General features: G+C 54.7%; 2 protein-coding genes. Both read right to left on the bottom strand.

Annotated elements, in window-relative coordinates:
- Positions 1–241: 241 nt before the first annotated feature.
- Positions 242–9,637, bottom strand: coding sequence for an ELWxxDGT repeat protein (locus SH528x_RS27350; protein ID WP_442506616.1), 9,396 nt, complete (start codon positions 9,635–9,637; stop codon positions 242–244).
- A gap of 93 nt (positions 9,638–9,730) precedes the next feature.
- Entirely contained in the window at positions 9,731–18,577 is an 8,847-nt protein-coding gene (locus SH528x_RS27345) for a golvesin C-terminal-like domain-containing protein (RefSeq protein ID WP_442506615.1), read from the bottom strand.
- Positions 18,578–18,699: the final 122 nt, after the last annotated feature.

Genomic DNA, 18,699 nt, shown 5'->3' with positions numbered 1-18,699 from the left:
GCGGAATTCAGGCGAGGCGTGTTTCGCCAAACGTACACAAGTAACTTTTGTCGAATCAACATGCCGAGATACGACGGCGATGGCACGGTATTTTCAAGCTCAAAAGTCGTCACTAAGGAATTGTCCCGATATAGACCGGCGTATCGAAACTCAACTCATTGCCACGTTTGTATATGAAGTACTAGATCTTGCCACGGTTACCTTGGCAGTAACCGTTTGACGACTGTGATGAGGATGCCTCCTACATCAAAACGAACCGCACGGCATCGGCGACAACATACTGGTTGGCATCCTGTGTTAGGAGCTGCACCGACGCAGTGCCATTGGTGAGCATGAATGTTCCTAATAGCACCCATGTTCCACCTCCGCTCTTTTGGTTTACGATGACTTGCGTCGTTCCTCCGTTGTGCGTTACCACGTAAGTCGCGTTGGTTGCTCGCAATGCGTGCGACGTGTAGCGAACATAGACTTGGTACTGTTGACCTGAATGTGCCAGTGTCGGTGTCCAAGTCGCGGTCGCAGTCGAACCGGTTTGTGCGGCTAAGTAGTTCGAGCCGACAAAACCGCCCACCGAGCTACTGCTGAAAAACTGTGAGCTTGGACCACTTAACGTAAACCCAGGACCGGAATTATCGACGATCACTTCTTCTTGCAAATCTTCAGCGACAACAAAACTCTCGATCGAATCGATGTTTGCGTTCCCTGACTGGTCAGCAAACGTTCCTGCGGCAAATACTGCGTCCACCGCTCCAGGCGAAAAATCACCGGTCGTGGCGTAGCGGTAGGTTGTACCTGAAACGAGTGTCGGTTCTCCGTTAACAGTCACCCCGGCAGCGCCGGCTCCACTAAGCGTAAACTCTTGCTGTGCGTCAGTGATCGTCGAAACATTGAGACTTGCTCCCGAATTGACGCTAAAGGTGACATCGAGGTAGTCACGACCATTGATTGCCGTCACTACGATTGAGGCACCGGCGACGGGATCAGCAAGGGTCGCAGTCGGTGTACCGGTTGTGTTGCCGACTCGAACAAACTGCACCGCATCACCAACGACGAAGCCATTTGCATCGGACGCTCGTAGCGTCACGCTGCCCGACGTGCCAGCCAGGAAATTGAACGTGCCGAGCGATTGATACACTCCCCCACCGGTGCGTTGATCCACGCGTACGACCGACGTTCCATTTTGTGAGACCACTTCATAAGCAGCGTTAGAGGCCCGCGAACTGCCACCTGTGTAATTGACAAACACTTCGTAGAAGCCGTCCGTCGGAATGGTCGGTGTGTAAACTAACCGTCCAGCCCCACCGGCGTTGTTGTAGAGGTAATTCGGTCCGACGTAGCCTGCGATGGCAGTGCTGACGGCCCAATGGTTGATTTGCGTCGCGTCGGTATTGTCCAAAGTAATTCGTACAATGCCGTCTGTGAGCGTGAACGACTCTTGCCCGGCAAGGTTGCCGCTTGCACTGGTGTTGGCGAACGCGCCAGCGATGAAATTCACGACCACGTCACCAGGAACAAACTGTCCGGAAAAGGCATACCGGTACGTCGTACCTGACTGCAAGACACCATTTCCATTGATGACGGCGGTGCCGACACCAGGACCCGAAAGAGTGAACTCGGGCGCCGCGTCGACAATCGTGCTCGTGTCCAGGCTAACCGTCGAATTGAAGGTCACCTCAATGAAACCGTTTGCGTTCAGCGCCGCATCGGTGAGCCTCTGTCCGGAAGTCGGATTGGCTAGGCTAGCAGACGGAGCGGAGACGGTATCTCCGATCCGCACCAATCGTACCGCATCAGCAGTCACATACCCGTTTGAGCCAGCACCGTTGATACTGACATGGCCAGCAGTGCCGGTCTCAAAATTGAATAGGCCCAAGGACTGGAACACACCTCCACCCGTTTTCTGGTTTTGCAAGATGGCAAACGTCCCATCGGCATGCGTCACACTGACTTTGGCATTGCTCGCACGATTGGCGTGTGAACTGTATTTCATGAACACTTCGTACTGACCCGCGATTGCAATCGTCGGTGTAAACGTCGCGGTCGAGTTCGATCCAGGCGTTGTATAGAGATAGTTTGCGCCCTCGAAACCAGGTGTCGAAACGCTCGGGCTCCATCCACCAATTAACGTTGTTGTCGATGTATTTTCGGTATCCAGCGTCAAACTGGTCGATATCAGGTCCAATGTCACAGTGCCGACGAACAACGAATCCGTGCTCGGTCGCTGAATGACAAGTGCGGGATTGATGGTGACAATCTTGATTCCGACCGTTGGATTGGTAAACACGATCGGCAGGAACTCGCCCGAGACGCTGCGCACTCGCATCAATCCGGTTTCGACCCCATCGGCATCATCAACGATCACGGTTGTCACCGACGATGGAATGTAGACCTCGACCGTTTCAACCGACGAAACTTCGGCAACGGAACTTTCGACGGACACTGTGTCCATGACGATCGCGGTGTTGTCAGGCGTGATCGCGGTGAGGGTTTGCGAATTGATTGTCGGCCGCACAGCCAGCCGGCTGAACTGGCCACCGGCCAAACGCAACGAGTCGGCTTGAGTGCCGCCTTGGATCGTGTAGTGATCGCCGCGATAGCTGGCCGAACCGAAATTGACGATCGTCGTGTTGGGTTGGTCCACAGCGCCGACGATGCTCAGCGACGTTGGCCTTGTGAAGTAACCGTCGGTCACTACGCTTTGATCGGTACTGACTGACAAACTTTCGCGTGAATGAGCGATCGAAGTTTCAGACGGGGCCGTGGACGTGATGGTGTGTGTCCCCGTGTCGTCGTTGAGGATGTAACCATATCCTGCGGCCCGTCGAATAACGGCGTCGGTCGCGTTTTCGAGCCCCAGCACCAGCAACTCGTCAACTTCGAACGCCGAATCGCCATGCACCGTCACGTCGACAAAGCGGCTGGTGTTGTCGCCTGCGGGCCAAGTCAAAACGCCTGAGACCGCGCCATAGTCGATGCCGGCAGTGGCCGAATAGTCGCGAGTGGCAAACGCGACGGAGACTTGGGACGTGTGATCGCCCGTTAATGCGACTTCAAAACGCATGACATTGGTTTCTCCATCGGTGCCTTCGATGATCGCGGCGTCCCCCAGAGTGATCATGGTGGGAACCACTTGACCGATCGTTTGCGTGGCGGCGAGTCCCGCGATTTGCGATGTGGCGTAGGTGGTCGCGACTTCGGCACTGGTTTTCGCACCACTGCCGACATCACGCACGTCGCTGGCCATCGATCCGTGCAGGGTCTTTTTGTACCGAGTGAGTTCTTCGAGGAACGCTTGCTCGCTGGCAAAGGTTGTCGAGGCGAGCGACTGCAAATCTCCAAGCCGCTCGGCGATCAGCGTCGAGATGTCATTGATCGTCGCGGCGGGGATCGGCGTGACGAGCGATTGGTTGACCGAATTTGCCACTGCGCGAACTAGCGAAGCGTCAGTCAAATCGAGCACCGAACCGCTGGGTGCCAAACGGTCCACCAAGGCGTTGGTCACTAATTGTGACAAGCCAGCAAAGCTCTCGCCGCTGGCACCTTCGGCAAAACGTCCCAGTAAGATCAATAAACTGGACACTTGGGCCAGTTGCACATACACCTGTTTGGCCACTCCATCACCGGCCAACAATCGAGCGATCGGATCCGATAGTGAGAAATCAAAGCCTTCGATGCGAAGCGCTTGCTGAACTCGCTCGCTCGCTTGCTGAGGCGTTTGATTGTATCGACGCGCATAGTTTTCAACCAAAGTTGACAACGGAGTCACGATGTAGTTGCCGGTGGTGGCTGATAGCGGCAATTCCCAAGGCAAACCGGTGGACGTGTCGACGCCGCCAGTGACTACGATCCGTCCTTCGGTCGAGTCGATCACACCGTCTTGATTGCGATCCAACTCGGAAATCATCGCGATCGCAAAACTGCCGTCCAGGTTCGTGTCCGCTTGGGGTTCCAACGGTTCATCTTCGTCGCGCCTGCCGTCTTCGTCTAGATCGATGAAGTCTCGGACTCCGTTGAAATTGGCGTCAAAAAACGCTGTGCTGCCTTCGAGCAAGCCTTGTTGGCCAATCGCGAGCGCTATCGTGAAGGGCGTGAACGTTTCTGCATTTGTGGTTGTTATTGTAACAACCGGCTCGCCGCTGGAAGCGATATTAGTTGTCGTCCCCCCGAGGGAAATATATTCACCAATCGCTAGGCCTCCGGCCATGGGATTGTAGTTGGTTGAACTCGGAATACTGACCTTGGGGGTCGTCTTCGTTTTATTCCCTAAGATGACGTGCGACGACTTGGGCGGGTTTGAGGGAATATCGATTGCCAGTGCTCCAACGATCACGACATCAACCCTCTTGTCAGCCGTAGCACCGGATTGAGGCAGTGGCTGAATGGTCACATAACCCGTGTCTTGGCCGACTCCCAAATCGATCGCAAGCGTTCCGGGCCTAACGCCTTCCAAACGATAATCGACGCCCTGACGGGCGTCGCCATCAAGCCGGAAATATACCTTGGCGGGTTCCGTAAGGGGGGCGCTCAACTTCACCGGAATCTTGACGGTCGTGGTCTCCGTCAAGCCGAATCCGCCGGTGGGACCGAAGGAGACGGAGGGGCGGCGGTCGTCATCAGCGATCGTGACCGTGTGAGTCGACAAGACTTTAAATTGCGATCCAAAGTTTCGACCAACTTCGAAGACCAACGTTTCGGGGCCTTCGACCTTAGCGTCGTTGACGACATTTACCGTGAACTCGCGTTCCTTCTGCGCCGTACCGAAGCTGACTTGCAAGAACGTGCCGTTAAGTGACGCAATCGAAACGTCACGCTGGCTGCCGTAAAGCAGCGCGCTGCCGCCGACTCGGATGCTCACGTCACCCGAAATATTGTTATTGGTTTCTTTGGTGACTTTGAACGTGAACGAGCCGATGTTTTCACTGACCGTGGATGGTCCGATGATTCGGGAATTAAATTCGTCGTCCTCGATCGTCAGTTCTACCGATTGTTTGTCTTGCCACAACGGGCCGGTGAACAACGAATTGCCCAGCGTGAAGCGAATCGTTTCGTTGGGTTCGACGTCCAAATCGTCGATGATCGTGACGGCACGTCGCATCTCGGTGACGCCCGGTGCAAAGACAAAATTTGCCGTGTTGAACTGAAAGTCGGTGTTCAATTTTGCGGTGCCCTTGCCGCTTTCATTGCTGACCCGAATTGGCACCGTCACGGTATCCACCGATGGATTCGACAAGGTCACGATCACGTCGACCTTGCGATTGGTCGATCCGATCGCACGCTCGGAAACACTTGAGGACGCAAGTGAAATCGCCGGAGTGGATGAATCGTTGTCGCCGATGACCACCCATCCCGAACCGCTACCGGACAACGTGTACGATCCGGGCGTCAAGATAACCTCAAACGCTTCGTAGTTTTCATCCAACGTATCGTCGACAAGCGTGAACGAAACCTGCGCCGTGTCGTTGCCGGGCGCGAACGTGAACTGGGGCAGGGCCTGGTTGGCGGTATAGTCGACGCCAAAGGTCGCACCGCGGGCATAGTAAGTGAACGGAATCACCAAGGACGTCGACAGATTTCCGCCTGTTCGCTTGGCCGTGATCGTCGCGGTTTCACCTTCGCCAGTGTACTGATACTCGGGCGTGACGCTGACTACCGATGTGTCGTCGTCGTCGATCCACAACAAATGTTTCCACGAGTTGTACTCGCTGGCCAGCGTCGCTCCGACAATCGTGGTTAAGTCGGCGATAATCAATTCGCGATTTTCGGCCACGCTGTCTTGCACGATGCGAATCGGCAGTGTCTTGCGGATTTGCCCGGGCAAGAAGGTGAGCGTGTTGAGCGATGGGACGATAAAGTCGACTCCGGCGATCGCGCCGAGTGCTTGACTGATGGAAACGTTGGTCGTCACAACCGCTTCGCTGGGGCCCGACAAAATCACATCGATCGACGTTGAGATGTCCGACTCCGTCACACTGGAAGTGAACCGGTCGAATCGAATCGTGGGGATCGAGTCGTTGTCGGTGATCGACAGCGTGTGCGCAGCGATTGCTCCCAAGTTTACAAATCCGGCGTCGTCCAGCGTGATGACCAGGAGGTCCGGGTTGACCTCGTATCGCGAATCTTCTTGCAACGAGAGCGTGATGACACCCGAACTTTGGTTGGCGGCGATGTAAAGGTCGCCGCCGCTATACGAGCCGACTAGATTTTCAGTATCGCCGCTGATCGAATACGGAACGATCACCGGTTGGGTGGCGATGCGATCCAAGTTGACCGTGATTTGCACTTGGCCATTTTGTTCAATCACACTGGTCGTGGCCGATGCGAACGAAGCGGTGTAGGGGGCCGATTGCACGTTGATTTTCACCGTCGCGGCGGCCGAAACCAACGAGCCGTCAAAGGCGCGATAGGTCAAACTATCGAGTCCGACGAAACCGGTGTTGGGCGTGTAGTGCAGCACTCCACCCACGATCGTCGCCGTCCCGTTGGCGGGTTGCGAGGCGATCTCCAGCGTTACCGTGTCGCCGTCGCGATCCACTGCGGTCAACGGAATGCTCGACATGGTGTTCACCGTTCCGACTGTTGTCAGCGGCGTGATTCGCGGCGATTGGTTGACATAGAACAGTTCGCCACCGCCTAGTTGGCTGGTGGTGACACCGTAATCGAGCGTGTCGGCGGTCAGATACAGTCGCCCGTTGTCGGCCAGCAAGTTGGTTGGACTGCCGCTAGCGGTTCCCGCCATGATGTCCACCGCCAGACGTGATCCGGCGGTGGTGCCATCGGTGACCCACAATTCGCTGCCATGCACCGGATCGGTGGTTCGAAAGAAAGCTAGCTCGCCGACGGATGTCATCTCTCGCATATTCACGAACACGTTGCCGGCAAACGGATCGTTCGGATCGGGCGTTACCCCAGGCCGCAGATCGGCTAGCAACCCGGTGCCTGCGACGGTTCCGCTGCTGACCCATAATTCGCGACCCGCACCGGGCGAATAGCCTTCGAAAAGAACTTTGTCGCCCAGCGCAACCAGACTGATCGGTGCCAGAGCATTGACATTGCCCAGCCCATCATCTTCGAACACCGACGTCAACGCCTTGGTGCCTGCCGATGTGCCGTCGGTCGACCACAATTGATAACTGTTGGTGCTGACGTGGGCACCAAAGATCAATTTGGATTCGATATCCGATCCCGTCCCCTGATCTTGAGTTGACACGCCTGAAGTCGCGACGCCGCCACCTGGATACGAGCTTTCCGGCCCCGGCAACAAATCCTTGAGCAAGTACGTTCCGCCGACGGTTCCGTCGGTTCGCCACAATTCGTCGCCATGCGCGGGATCGTAACCGGCAAAGTAGGCGATGTTGTTCCAAGGCATGACCGTACGCTGACGAGTGGCCCCCAAGGTGACTTTTGTCGTGCCGCCGTTGACGCTGCGATTGAAACGATGCAATTGATCACCTGCGATCACATACAAACGTTCGCCGACGGGCGTGATCGACTCGATGTCTCCATCGTCGCCGGCCGTATTGAACTGGGCAACGTAATTCGCCGGCGAGATGTCGCCGCCGTTGGTCACCCACAGCTCTTCGAAACCGCTGGCTCCATCAACGACAAAGAACACGCGATCGTCAAACGAAGTCAGCTTGCGTGGATCGCTGCCGGTCGCCCCGGTGCGAATGTCTTTACTGAGTTTGGTGCCGGCCACAGTGCCGTCGGTTAGCCAAAGTTCGCGACCTTGGGCCGATGATCCTTCGGCCGCGAAATAGACGACTCCGTTGCCAAACGCCAACTCGGTCGGTCCATTGCCGGGCGAGAATGACTTCAAAAGCGTGGTGACACCGGTGACCGCATTGGTGCGATAGAGTTTGTCAGTAAATGTGGGGCTGGTGAAACCAGTGGAAATATAAAAGTCATTGCCGACTTTCAATACCTTGCGAATGTTGGCCGCCGGAGTGCCTCGAGCCACGTCGATCAAACGAGTGCCCGATGCGGTGCCGTCGCTGATGCCCAATTCGACACCGACGCTCGGGTTACTTCCCTGAAAGATCACGCCCGTCGATGTCGCGGCCAGCATTGTGATCGCACTGCCGGCGGTGCCGGGATTCAAATCCTTGACCATCGCCGTGCCGGCCGCCGTCCCGTCGCTAACCCACAATTCGCTGCCGCTTGCGCCCGTCGTCGCAGTAAAAAACACGCGATTGCCGGCGACGCGAATTTGCTGAGTCGCGGTTGTGGTCAGTTGAATCGTTCCCACGGCCGTCCCGTCGGTCGACCACAATTGCCCCGGCAACGCGCCGTAATCGATAGTGCGAAACACCAGTCGGCTGCCCAGATCATAGAACGCATGAGGAATCGACGAAGCGGGATAGAAGCCGGAAATGCCCGGAGCGATGTCGGCGACTTGCGAAGTGCCAAGGGCCGTACCATCGCTCTTCCACAATTCGATGCCATCGCCCGATCCGCCATCGCCGCCGGCAAAGTACAAATGGCCTTGCCAAGCGAACAAGGTTCCATGAACGCCATCGCCGTAGCTCGGTACGATGTCGGTGATGCGAGTGATCGCGTTGGTCGTCGGATCGGTGCGATACAGTTCGCGTCCGGTCGCGGGGCCCGGCATGGATGGGTTCAAATCATTGGCAGTGAAATACAATTGGTTTTGAAACGCCACCATCGATCCGATTTGCGAGCCCGAATCGCCGCTGACGATTTCGCCGACTATTCCGGTGCCTGACAAAGTGCCGTCGGTTCGCCACAACTCTTGACCTTCCATCATGCTTGTGGAAACGAAGTACGCGGTTGATCCGACCGTGACAATCGAGCCGTCAAAATCTATTGAACCCGGCCCGAACGACATCTCGGAGTCGCGCAGCATGTAGGTGCCGGTCGCCGTGCCGTCAGTTCGCCAAAGTTGATGGCTACCCATCGCCGAATCGACATTCAAATTGAACAACAGGACGCTACCCAAAGTCGCCGAAGGGATCGCGCCGCTGGATGCCGGCGCGCCGAATCCCGACCCCGGTATCGATGCGATCATGCTCGCGCCGCTGATGCCATTGGATTTCCATACCTCGTGCCCCCCCATCCCCATGCTGTCGGGACGCAGAAACAACAACTGTGATCCGAGCGAGTAGAAGGTTGTGGAATCGCCGCCCGGTGATCCGCCGGGGGCACCGCCCATGGAATCAAATGAATGCACGATCATCGTTCCGGTTTCGGTGCCGTCGGATCGAAACAGAGCCGTACGAATTTCTGCAATTCCGCCCGGGGGCATACCGGGATCGAGATAGCTGTAGTCGGCGATGAAATACAGAGCGCTGTTCCAAGCGTACAGCGATCGCGGATTTGACGAATCGCTGCCGTCAGCCAACTCGATGACTTGCGATGTGCCGTCGTTAGTGCCGTCGGATTTCCAAAGCTCGCTACCGTGCGTCGGGGTCGTGGCCGCGAAGTAGTAAGTGCTGCCGATCTGAATCGCCGCCGTCGGACTCGATGATGTCACCGTGTTGTCAAGGTCGATAACGTTTCGCAGATCATACGTCGCCGGCGTCAGGTTTGAAACGCCCGCCAGCAGCCGTCGATCTTCAAGTACTTCCAATAACAGTCGTCGACGGGCGATCAAACGCGAAGGAGACTTTAGAGGGCGCATATTGTTTTTCAGCCTAGTGAAACCAGCGATATTGTATTTTAGAAATTGCCACCGGCTCGGATGCGAGCGAGTGGTCCCAAGACCTTAACTGCACTACATCAAAACGAACCGCACTGCATCGGCGACAACATACTGGTTGGCATCCTCCGTTAGAAGCTTCACGGATGCAGAACCATTGCTTAAGTTAAAGGATCCTAATAACACCCATATTCCACCTCCGCTCTGTTGGTTAATGACGACTTGCGTCGTTCCTCCATCGTGCGTTACCACATAATTCGCGTTAGTCGCTCTCAAGTCGTGCGACGTGTAGCGAACATAGACTTGGTACTGTTGACCTGAATTGGCCAGTGTTGGTGTCCAAGTCGCGGTCGCAGTCGAACCAGTTTGTGCGGCCAAGTAGTTCGAGCCGACAAAGCCGCCCACTGAGGTACTGCTGAAGAAGCGTAAGCCTGGATCATTCACAGTAAACCCAGGACCGGAATTGTCGACGATCACTTCTTCTTGGAAGGATTCGGTGACAACAAAACTAGCAATCGTGTCGATGTTCGCGTTCGCTGACAGGTCAGCAAAGGTTCCAGCCGCAAATACCGCGTCAACCGCTCCAGGCGAGAAAGCACCGGTCGTGGTATAGCGATAGGTTGCACCTGACACGTGTGTCGCTGCGCCGTTAACGGTCACACCCGCAGCGCCAGTTCCACTAAGTGTAAACTCCTGTTGTGAATCCGTGATCGTTGACGGGTTAATTCCCGCTCCTGAATTGTCCGTGAACGTGACATCGATAAAGTTTTGACCATTAATGGTCGTCACGACGATGGACGAGCCATCGGTAGGGTTGGCTAACGTTGCCGTTGGCGCATCCGTTAAGTTGCCCATTCGGACGAACTGGATGGCGTCACCAACGACGACGCCATTTGCGTCCCACGCTCGCAGGGTCACGCTCCCCGATGTTCCGGTTAAAAAATTGAACGTGCCGAGTGATTGATACACTCCGCCACCCGTTCGCTGATCTATGCGAACAATCGATTTTCCATTCTGCGAGACCACCTCATAAGCAACGTTTGATGCTCGCGAATCGTGATCTGTGTAATTGACAAACACTTCGTAGGAGCCATCCGTCGGAATATTCGGTGTGTAAACTAACCGCCCAGCGCCGCCCGCGTTGGTGTAGAGGTAGTTTTGTCCGACGTAGCCGCCGACGGATGCGCTGACGGCCCAATTGTTAATCTGGGTCGCGTCTGTGTTATCTAGAGTGATTCGCACAATGCCGTCTGTCAGCGTGAACGACTCTTGCCCGCCAGGGTTGACAGTTGAATTGGTGTTGGCAAACGAACCAGCGGTGAAATTCACAGCCACGTCTCCGGGGACAAACTGTCCTGTAAACGAATACCGGTAGGTTGTTCCTGACTGCAAGACACCCATTCCTCCGATCACGGCGGTACCGACACCAGGCCCCGAAAGAGTGAACTCGGGCGCCGCATCGACAATCGTGGTCGTGTCCAGGCTAACCGTCGAATTGAAGGTTACGTCAATAAAGCCATTTGCGTTTAGCGCCGCAGCGGTAAGCGTTTGTCCCAAAGTCGGATTGGCAAGGTTAGCGGACGGTACAGCGACGGGGTCTGAGATAAATGTAAACTGAACCGCATCTGCCGTCACGAACCCATTGGAACCGGCGGCGTCGATGCGGACAAATCCCGCTGTGCCGGCCTCAAAATTAAACAACCCCAATGAATGGAACACACCACCACCCGACTTCTGGTTTTGCAAGATCGAAAACGTCCCATCGGCGTGCGTCACACTGACTTTGGCATTGCTCGCACGATTGGCGTGCGAACTGTATTTCACGAATACTTCGTACTGCCCAGCGACCATAATTGTCGGCCTAAACGTCGCAGTCGAGTTTGTTCCTGGCAAGGTGTAAACGTAGTTTACGCCCTCGAAACCAGGTGTCGAAACGCTTGGGGTCCATCCACCAACTAACGTGGTCGTAGCCGTGTTTTCCGTGTCCAGGTTTATTGTTTCATCGGTCACATCAGTAACCGTGACTGTAATCGCTTGCTCAATACTCAGCCCACCTTGGTCCGTTGAGCGGACTCGGATACTGTAGTTGTTCTTTGCCTCGAAGTTGAAACTAGATTTCGCGATTAGCGTATTGCCACTGATCGTGAAGGCAGCGTTGTCTGTACTTCCGGTGCCCGCTACCAACGAATACGTGAACGTGTTCGCGGCGTCAGGATCCGTTGTCGTAAATGCTCCGACCAGTGCATTGGGACCCGCATTCTCAGCAATCGACGATGGCGATAACGCAAGGTCCGTGGGATTTTCGTTGACATCCGTGATGTCAATCGTGAACGCTTTTTCAAAGCTTAGGCCGCCTTGATCGGTAGTTCGTACGCGAACGGAGTAGCTGTTCTTCGCCTCAAAGTTGAAACTGGAGTTAGCTGTTAATGTATTGCCACTGATTGTGAAGGCAGCGTTGTCCGTGCTTCCGGTGCCTGCTACCAACGAATACGTGAACGTATTCGCCGCGTCAGGGTCCGTTGTCGTAAGTGTTCCGACCAATGCACTGGCTCCAGCATTCTCTGCAATCGACGACGGCGATAACGCGAGGTCCGTGGGATTCTCATTGACGTCCGTGACGGCAATCGTGAACGCTTTTTCAAAGCTTAGACCGCCTTGATCGGTAGTTCGTACGCGAACGGAGTAGCTGTTCTTCCCCTCAAAGTTGAGACTGGAATTCGCGGTGATTGTATTGCCACTGATCGTGAAGGCTGCGTTGTCCGCGCTTGCGGGGCCCGCTACCAACGAATAGGTGAACGTGTTCGCGGCGTCAGGATCCGTTGTCGTGAATGCTCCGACCAGTGCATTGGGACCAGCATTCTCAGCAACCGACGATGGCGATAACGCGAGGTCCGTGGGATTCTCGTTAACGTTCGTTATGGCAATCGTGAACGCCTTTTCAAAGCTTAGACTGCCTTGATCCGTAGTTCGTACGCGAACGGAGTAGCTGTTCTTCCCCTCAAAATCGAAACTAGAATTCGCCGTTAATGTATTGCCACTGATCGTGAAGGCAGCGTTGTCCGTGCTTCCGGTGCCCGTTACCAACGAATAGGTGAACGTGTTCGCCGCGTCAGGGTCCGTTGTCGTGAATGTTCCGACCAATGCATTGATACCAGCATTCTCAGCAACCGACGCTGGCGATAGCGCGAGGTCCGTGGGATTCTCGTTGACATCCGTGATGTCAATCGTGAACGCTTTTTCAAAGCTTAGATCGCCTTGATCGGTAGTTCGTACGCGAACGGAGTAGTTGTTCTTTGCCTCGAAGTTGAAACTAGATTTCGCGGTGATTGTATTGCCACTGATCGTGAAGGCAGCGTTGTCCGTGCTTCCGGTGCCTGTTACCAACGAATAGGTGAACGTGTTCGCCGCGTCAGGGTCCGTTGTCGTGAATGTTCCGACCAACGTATTAGTACCAGCATTCTCGGCAATCGACGATGGCGATAGCGTCAAGTTGGTTGGAGCTTCGTTAACGTCCAGTATGTTGACAGCGAAGACCCGGTCATGTTGCACGCCGATGTTGTCGGTAGTGCGAATGCGTACCGAATAACTCGACTTGGCTTCGAAATTAAAGCTGGCTGCAGTTACGAGTTGATGTCCAACGATTGAAAACTGGGCATTGTCCGAGTCACCCAATCCGGTAACGAACGAATAGGTTTGAATACTGGACGAGTCCACGTCGGATGTCTTCAAAAGTCCGACCAATGTACCAATGGGTTCATTCTCGGGCACTGTGTTGGACAACAACAATGTGTTCGACGGCTCGATATCAATCGCGATGACATTGAACGTGTAGTCGACGGGACTTACATCGTAAAAGTATCCTTCGACCAGCAAGGTGTACGTGCCACTCAGTGGCAATGCTGGCGGCTCCATGTCGCTGCCTAGACCGGCGGACGTTACGACTCTGCCTAACGGATCCAGCAGCCTCCAATAGGCATTCTCTGGAGTCGCCGTCTGCGAATCAAAATAGAATCTTTCGCCAGCCGTTGCGTTAAACCGATAGGCATCGGTTTCGCTGGCCGGATCAAGGCTGCCAGAAACGGGAGTGCCTGGTGTCAGCGGCGTGGCAGTGGCAAGATTTGATAAGCGGAACGAATAGGCACCCACTGCGTCGCCGACGCCGTCGATGACCAATTGGTAGTCGCCAGCGATCAAGTTTAATGCAGAATCGATACCAGAATAATAATAATCTTGTTCCAAATACCGATTGTCCACTTCGATCCCCGCCGGTCCAGTGAGCGTCCAACTAATACTGCCCGCGCTGGCGAGGGCATCGAAGAAGAGTCGACTGTCGGCACCCAGCGTGAACGTGTAAGAATCTCGTTCGCCGACGACGGAAATAGCATCGGTGACGACGTTTCCGATAGTCAGGCCTGTCGCTGGGGCACTAGGCACCGTCAATACATTGAATGTGTAGTCGACGGGAGTTACATCGTAAAAGTATCCTTCGACCAGCAAGGTGTACGTGCCATTGAGTGCCAATGCCGGCGGCTCCATGTCGCCGCCTAGAACGGCGGATGTTACGACTCGGCCTAGCGGATCGAGCAGCCTCCAATAGGCAGACTCTGAAGTCGCCGTCTGCGAATCAAAAAAGAATCTTTCGCCAGCCGTTGCGTTAAACCGATAGGCGTCGGTTTCGCTGGCCGGATCAAGGCTGCCAGAAACAGGAGTCCCTGGTGTCAGCGGCGTGGCAGTGGCAAGATCCGATAAACGGAACGAATAGGCACCCACTGCGTCGCCGACGCCATCGATGACCAACTGGTAGTCGCCAGCGAACAAGTTTAATGCAGATTCAATACCAGAATAATAATAATCGTTTTCCAAATTCCGGCTGTCCACTTCGATCCCAGCCGGTCCAGTGAGCGTCCAACTAATACTGCCCGCGCTGGCGAGGGCATCGAAGAAGAGTCGACTGTCGGCACCCAGCGTGAACGTGTAAGAATCCCGTTCGCCGACGACGGAAATAGCATCGGTGACGACGTTTCCGATAGTCAGTCCTGTCGCTGGGGCACTAGGCACAATCAATACATTGAATGTGTAGTCGACGGGAGTTGCATCGTAAAAGTATCCTTCGACCAGAAATGTGTACGTGCCGCTCAGTGGCAATTCCGCGACCTCCGCGTCGCTGCCAAGGAAGTTGTTGGCTACGACTCGGCCTAACGGATCCAGCAGTCTCCAATAGGCAGACCCTGGAGCCACCGTCTGCGAATCAAAATAGAATCTTTCGCCAGCCGTTGCGTTAAACTGATAGGCATCGGTTTCGCTGGCCGGATCAAGGCTGCTGGAAACGGGAGTCCCCGGCGTCAGCGGCGTGGCAGTAGCAAGATCCGACAAACGGAACGAATAGGCACCCACTGCGTCACCTACGCCGTCGATGACCAACTGGTAATCGCCAGCGATCAAGTCTAATGCAGATTCAATACCAGAATAAAAATAATTATCGTTTTCCAAATTCCGGCTGTCCACTTCGATTCCAGCCGGGCCAGTGAGCGTCCAACTAATACTGCCCGCACTGGCGAGGGCATCGAAGAAGAGTCGACTGTCGACACCCAGGGAGAACGTGTAAGAATCCTGTTCGTCGATAACGGAAATTTCCGACGAAATCGTATCCCCCAATGTCAGTGGTGTGCCAGTGAACGGAGTCGGTGGCGTGTTGCTAACGAAGTTTGTGAGGAATGAGTAACTAAGATTGCCTGCGTCTGAAATGTTCCCTTCGATCAGCAGCGAATAGGTGCCGGTCATCGTGAGATCAACCGCAAGCTGACTGGTTCCCAGCCCTGAATTGAAGACGGTCCGTCCCAACGGATCGAGCAAACGCCAGGTCGCATTCATCGGACTTGCAGTCGCAGTAGCAAAGCTAAATTTATCCCCAGCATTGACGGCCAGCGAATAGATATCCGTTTCAGTCGCGGGATTCAGATCGCCGCTAACGGCGACACCCGATGTCAAGGCCGTTGCCGATGCAAAGTCTGACAACTTGAAGGAATAGGCACCCGTTGCGTCGCCGACGCCGTCGATGACCAACTGGTAGTCGCCGGCGATCAAGCTCAGTGCTGATTCGTAACCATAGTCATAATAATCGTTCTCCAAATACCGGCTATTTACTTTAATCCCAGCGGGTCCGGTGAGCGTCCATGTAATATTGCCCTCGCTTGAAAGGGAGTCGAAGTAGAGTCGGCTCGCGGCACCCAATGTGAACGTGTACGAGTCCTGTTCGCCGGTGAGCAAGATGTCGCCAGCGACGACGGATCCCAGGGTGAGCCCTATCGCTGGTGAACTCGGCACATTCAATACATTGAACGTGTAGTCGACGGGAGTTGTATCGTAAAAGTATCCTTCGACCAGCAGGGTGTACGTGCCACTCAGTGGCAATGTTGGCGGCTCCATGTCGCTGCCTAGAAAGTTGTTGGCTACGACTCGGCCCAGCGGATCCAGCAGCCTCCAATAGGCATTCTCTGGAGTCGCCGTCTGCGAATCAAAATAGAATCTTTCGCCAGCCGTTGCGTTGAACCGATAGGCATCAGTTTCGCTGGCCGGATCAAGGCTGCCTGAAACGGGAATCCCCGGCGTCAGCGGCGTGGCAGTGACAAGATTTGATAAACGGAACGAATAGGCACCCGTTGCGTCGCCGACGCCGTCGATGACCAACTGGTAGTCGCCAGCGATCAAGTTTAATGAAGATTCAATACCAGAATAAGAATAATGATCGTTTTCCAAATACCGCCCATTCACTTCGATCCCAGCCGGTCCAGTGAGCGTCCAACTAATATTGCCCGCGGTGGCGAGGGCATCGAAGTAGAGTCGGCTCGCGGCACCCAGTGTGAACGTGTACGAATCCTGTTCGCCGACGACGGAAATAGCATCGGTGACGACGTTTCCGATCGTCAGGCCTGTCGCTGTGTTACTAGGCACCGTCAATACATTGAACGTGTAGTCGACGGGAGTTACATCGTAAAAGTATCCTTCGACCAGCAAGGTGTACGTGCCACTCAGTGGCAATGCTGGCGGCTCCATGTCGCTGCCTAGAAAGTTGTTGGCTACGACTCGGCCCAGCGGATCCAGCAGCCTCCAATAGGCATTCTCTGGAGTCGCCGTCTGCGAATCAAAATAGAATCTTTCGCCAGCCGTTGCGTTGAACCGATAGGCATCAGTTTCGCTGGCCGGATCAAGGCTGCCTGAAACGGGAATCCCCGGCGTCAGCGGCGTGGCAGTGGCAAGATTTGATAAACGGAACGAATAGGCACCCACTGCGTCGCCGACGCCGTCGATGACCAACTGGTAGTCGCCAGCGATCAAGTTTAATGAAGATTCAATACCAGAATAAGAATAATGATCGTTTTCCAAATACCGCCCATTCACTTCGATCCCAGCCGGTCCAGTGAGCGTCCAACTAATATTGCCCGCGGTGGCGAGGGCATCGAAGAAGAGTCGACTGTCGGCACCCAGTGTGAACGTGTACGAATCCTGTTCGCCGACGACGGAAATAGCATCGGTGACGACGTTTCCGATCGTCAGGCCTGTCGCTGTGTTACTAGGCACCGTCAATACATTGAACGTGTAGTCGACGGGAGTTACATCGTAAAAGTATCCTTCGACCAGCAAGGTGTACGTGCCACTCAGTGGCAATGCTGGCGGCTCCATGTCGCTGCCTAGAAAGTTGTTGGCTACGACTCGGCCCAGCGGATCCAGCAGCCTCCAATAGGCATTCTCTGGAGTCGCCGTCTGCGAATCAAAATAGAATCTTTCGCCAGCCGTTGCGTTGAACCGATAGGCATCAGTTTCGCTGGCCGGATCAAGGCTGCCTGAAACGGGAATCCCCGGCGTCAGCGGCGTGGCAGTGGCAAGATTTGATAAACGGAACGAATAGGCACCCACTGCGTCGCCGACGCCGTCGATGACCAACTGGTAGTCGCCAGCGATCAAGTTTAATGAAGATTCAATACCAGAATAAGAATAATGATCGTTTTCCAAATACCGCCCATTCACTTCGATCCCAGCCGGTCCAGTGAGCGTCCAACTAATATTGCCCGCGGTGGCGAGGGCATCGAAGAAGAGTCGACTGTCGGCACCCAGTGTGAACGTGTAAGAATCCTGTTCGTCGATGACGGAAATTTCCGACGAAATCGTATCCCCCAATGTCAGCGGCGTGCCAGTGAACGGAGTCGGCGGCGTGTTGCTGACGAAGTTCGTTAGGAACGAGTAAGCTAAACTGCCTGTGTCTGAAATGTTCCCTTCAATCAGCAGCGAATAGGTGCCAGTCATCGTTAGATCAACGTTAAGCTGACTGGATCCCAGCCCGGCATCGAACACGGTCCGTCCCAACGGATCAAGCAAACGCCAGGTCGCATTCATCGGACTGGCGGTCAAATTGACAAAGCTGTAACGATCACCAGCATTGACGGCCAATGAATAGAAATCGGTTTCTGAAGCAGGATTCAATGTACCGTTGGTCACAATGCCCGGTGTCACAGGGGTCCTCACCCCGGCGTCACTTAATTGGAACGAGTAAGCATCAATCGTTTCGCTATTACTGTCGAAAGTCAGCGAGTAGTTGCCAACGCCCAGGTCGAAAATGGGTGCAGTCGACTGCAGAAATTCAGTGCCAATGACAACGTTTTTGGAATCCCTAAGCGTCCAAAAGGCATCGCCGTAGGTCGAAAGCGAATCGACGTAAAGTTTGACTGGGCTAGCAACGGCAAACTCGTAGTGGTCCACATCGCCAATGGTCCCAACCGTCTCGTGGAACCTTTCTCCAAACACAACGGCGGCAAGCAGGTTTCTTTTCTCGAGCGTTTGGACACTGCTTCGACGAGCGTGCTTTCTCCTGCGAGTGAGACTTGGTTTAGCCAGAGAACCCAAGAAAGGGCGCAGCGACATATACATGATTAAATTTTCTTGGAAAAAGAGCCAACATCACAACACAAAGTACTGCCGTTCCCGACACAATTGCTGACCCAACAACTTCCTTGACACTAGATAAAACCGCAGACGGTCTTTTCTGGCAT

The organism is Novipirellula methanifontis, from assembly GCF_052161655.1.
Classification (GTDB): Bacteria; Planctomycetota; Planctomycetia; order Pirellulales; family Pirellulaceae; genus Novipirellula.
Note: the sequence above shows the minus strand (reverse complement) of the source record. Positions and strands in the feature narration are given on the sequence as shown.

What these genes read in the sequence shown, in the direction of transcription:
- SH528x_RS27350 (WP_442506616.1), bottom strand. Translation starts at nt 9,637, where the DNA reads ATGCGCCCTCTAAAGTCTCCTTCGCGTTTGATCGCCCGTCGACGACTG.
- SH528x_RS27345 (WP_442506615.1), bottom strand. Translation starts at nt 18,577, where the DNA reads ATGTATATGTCGCTGCGCCCTTTCTTGGGTTCTCTGGCTAAACCAAGT.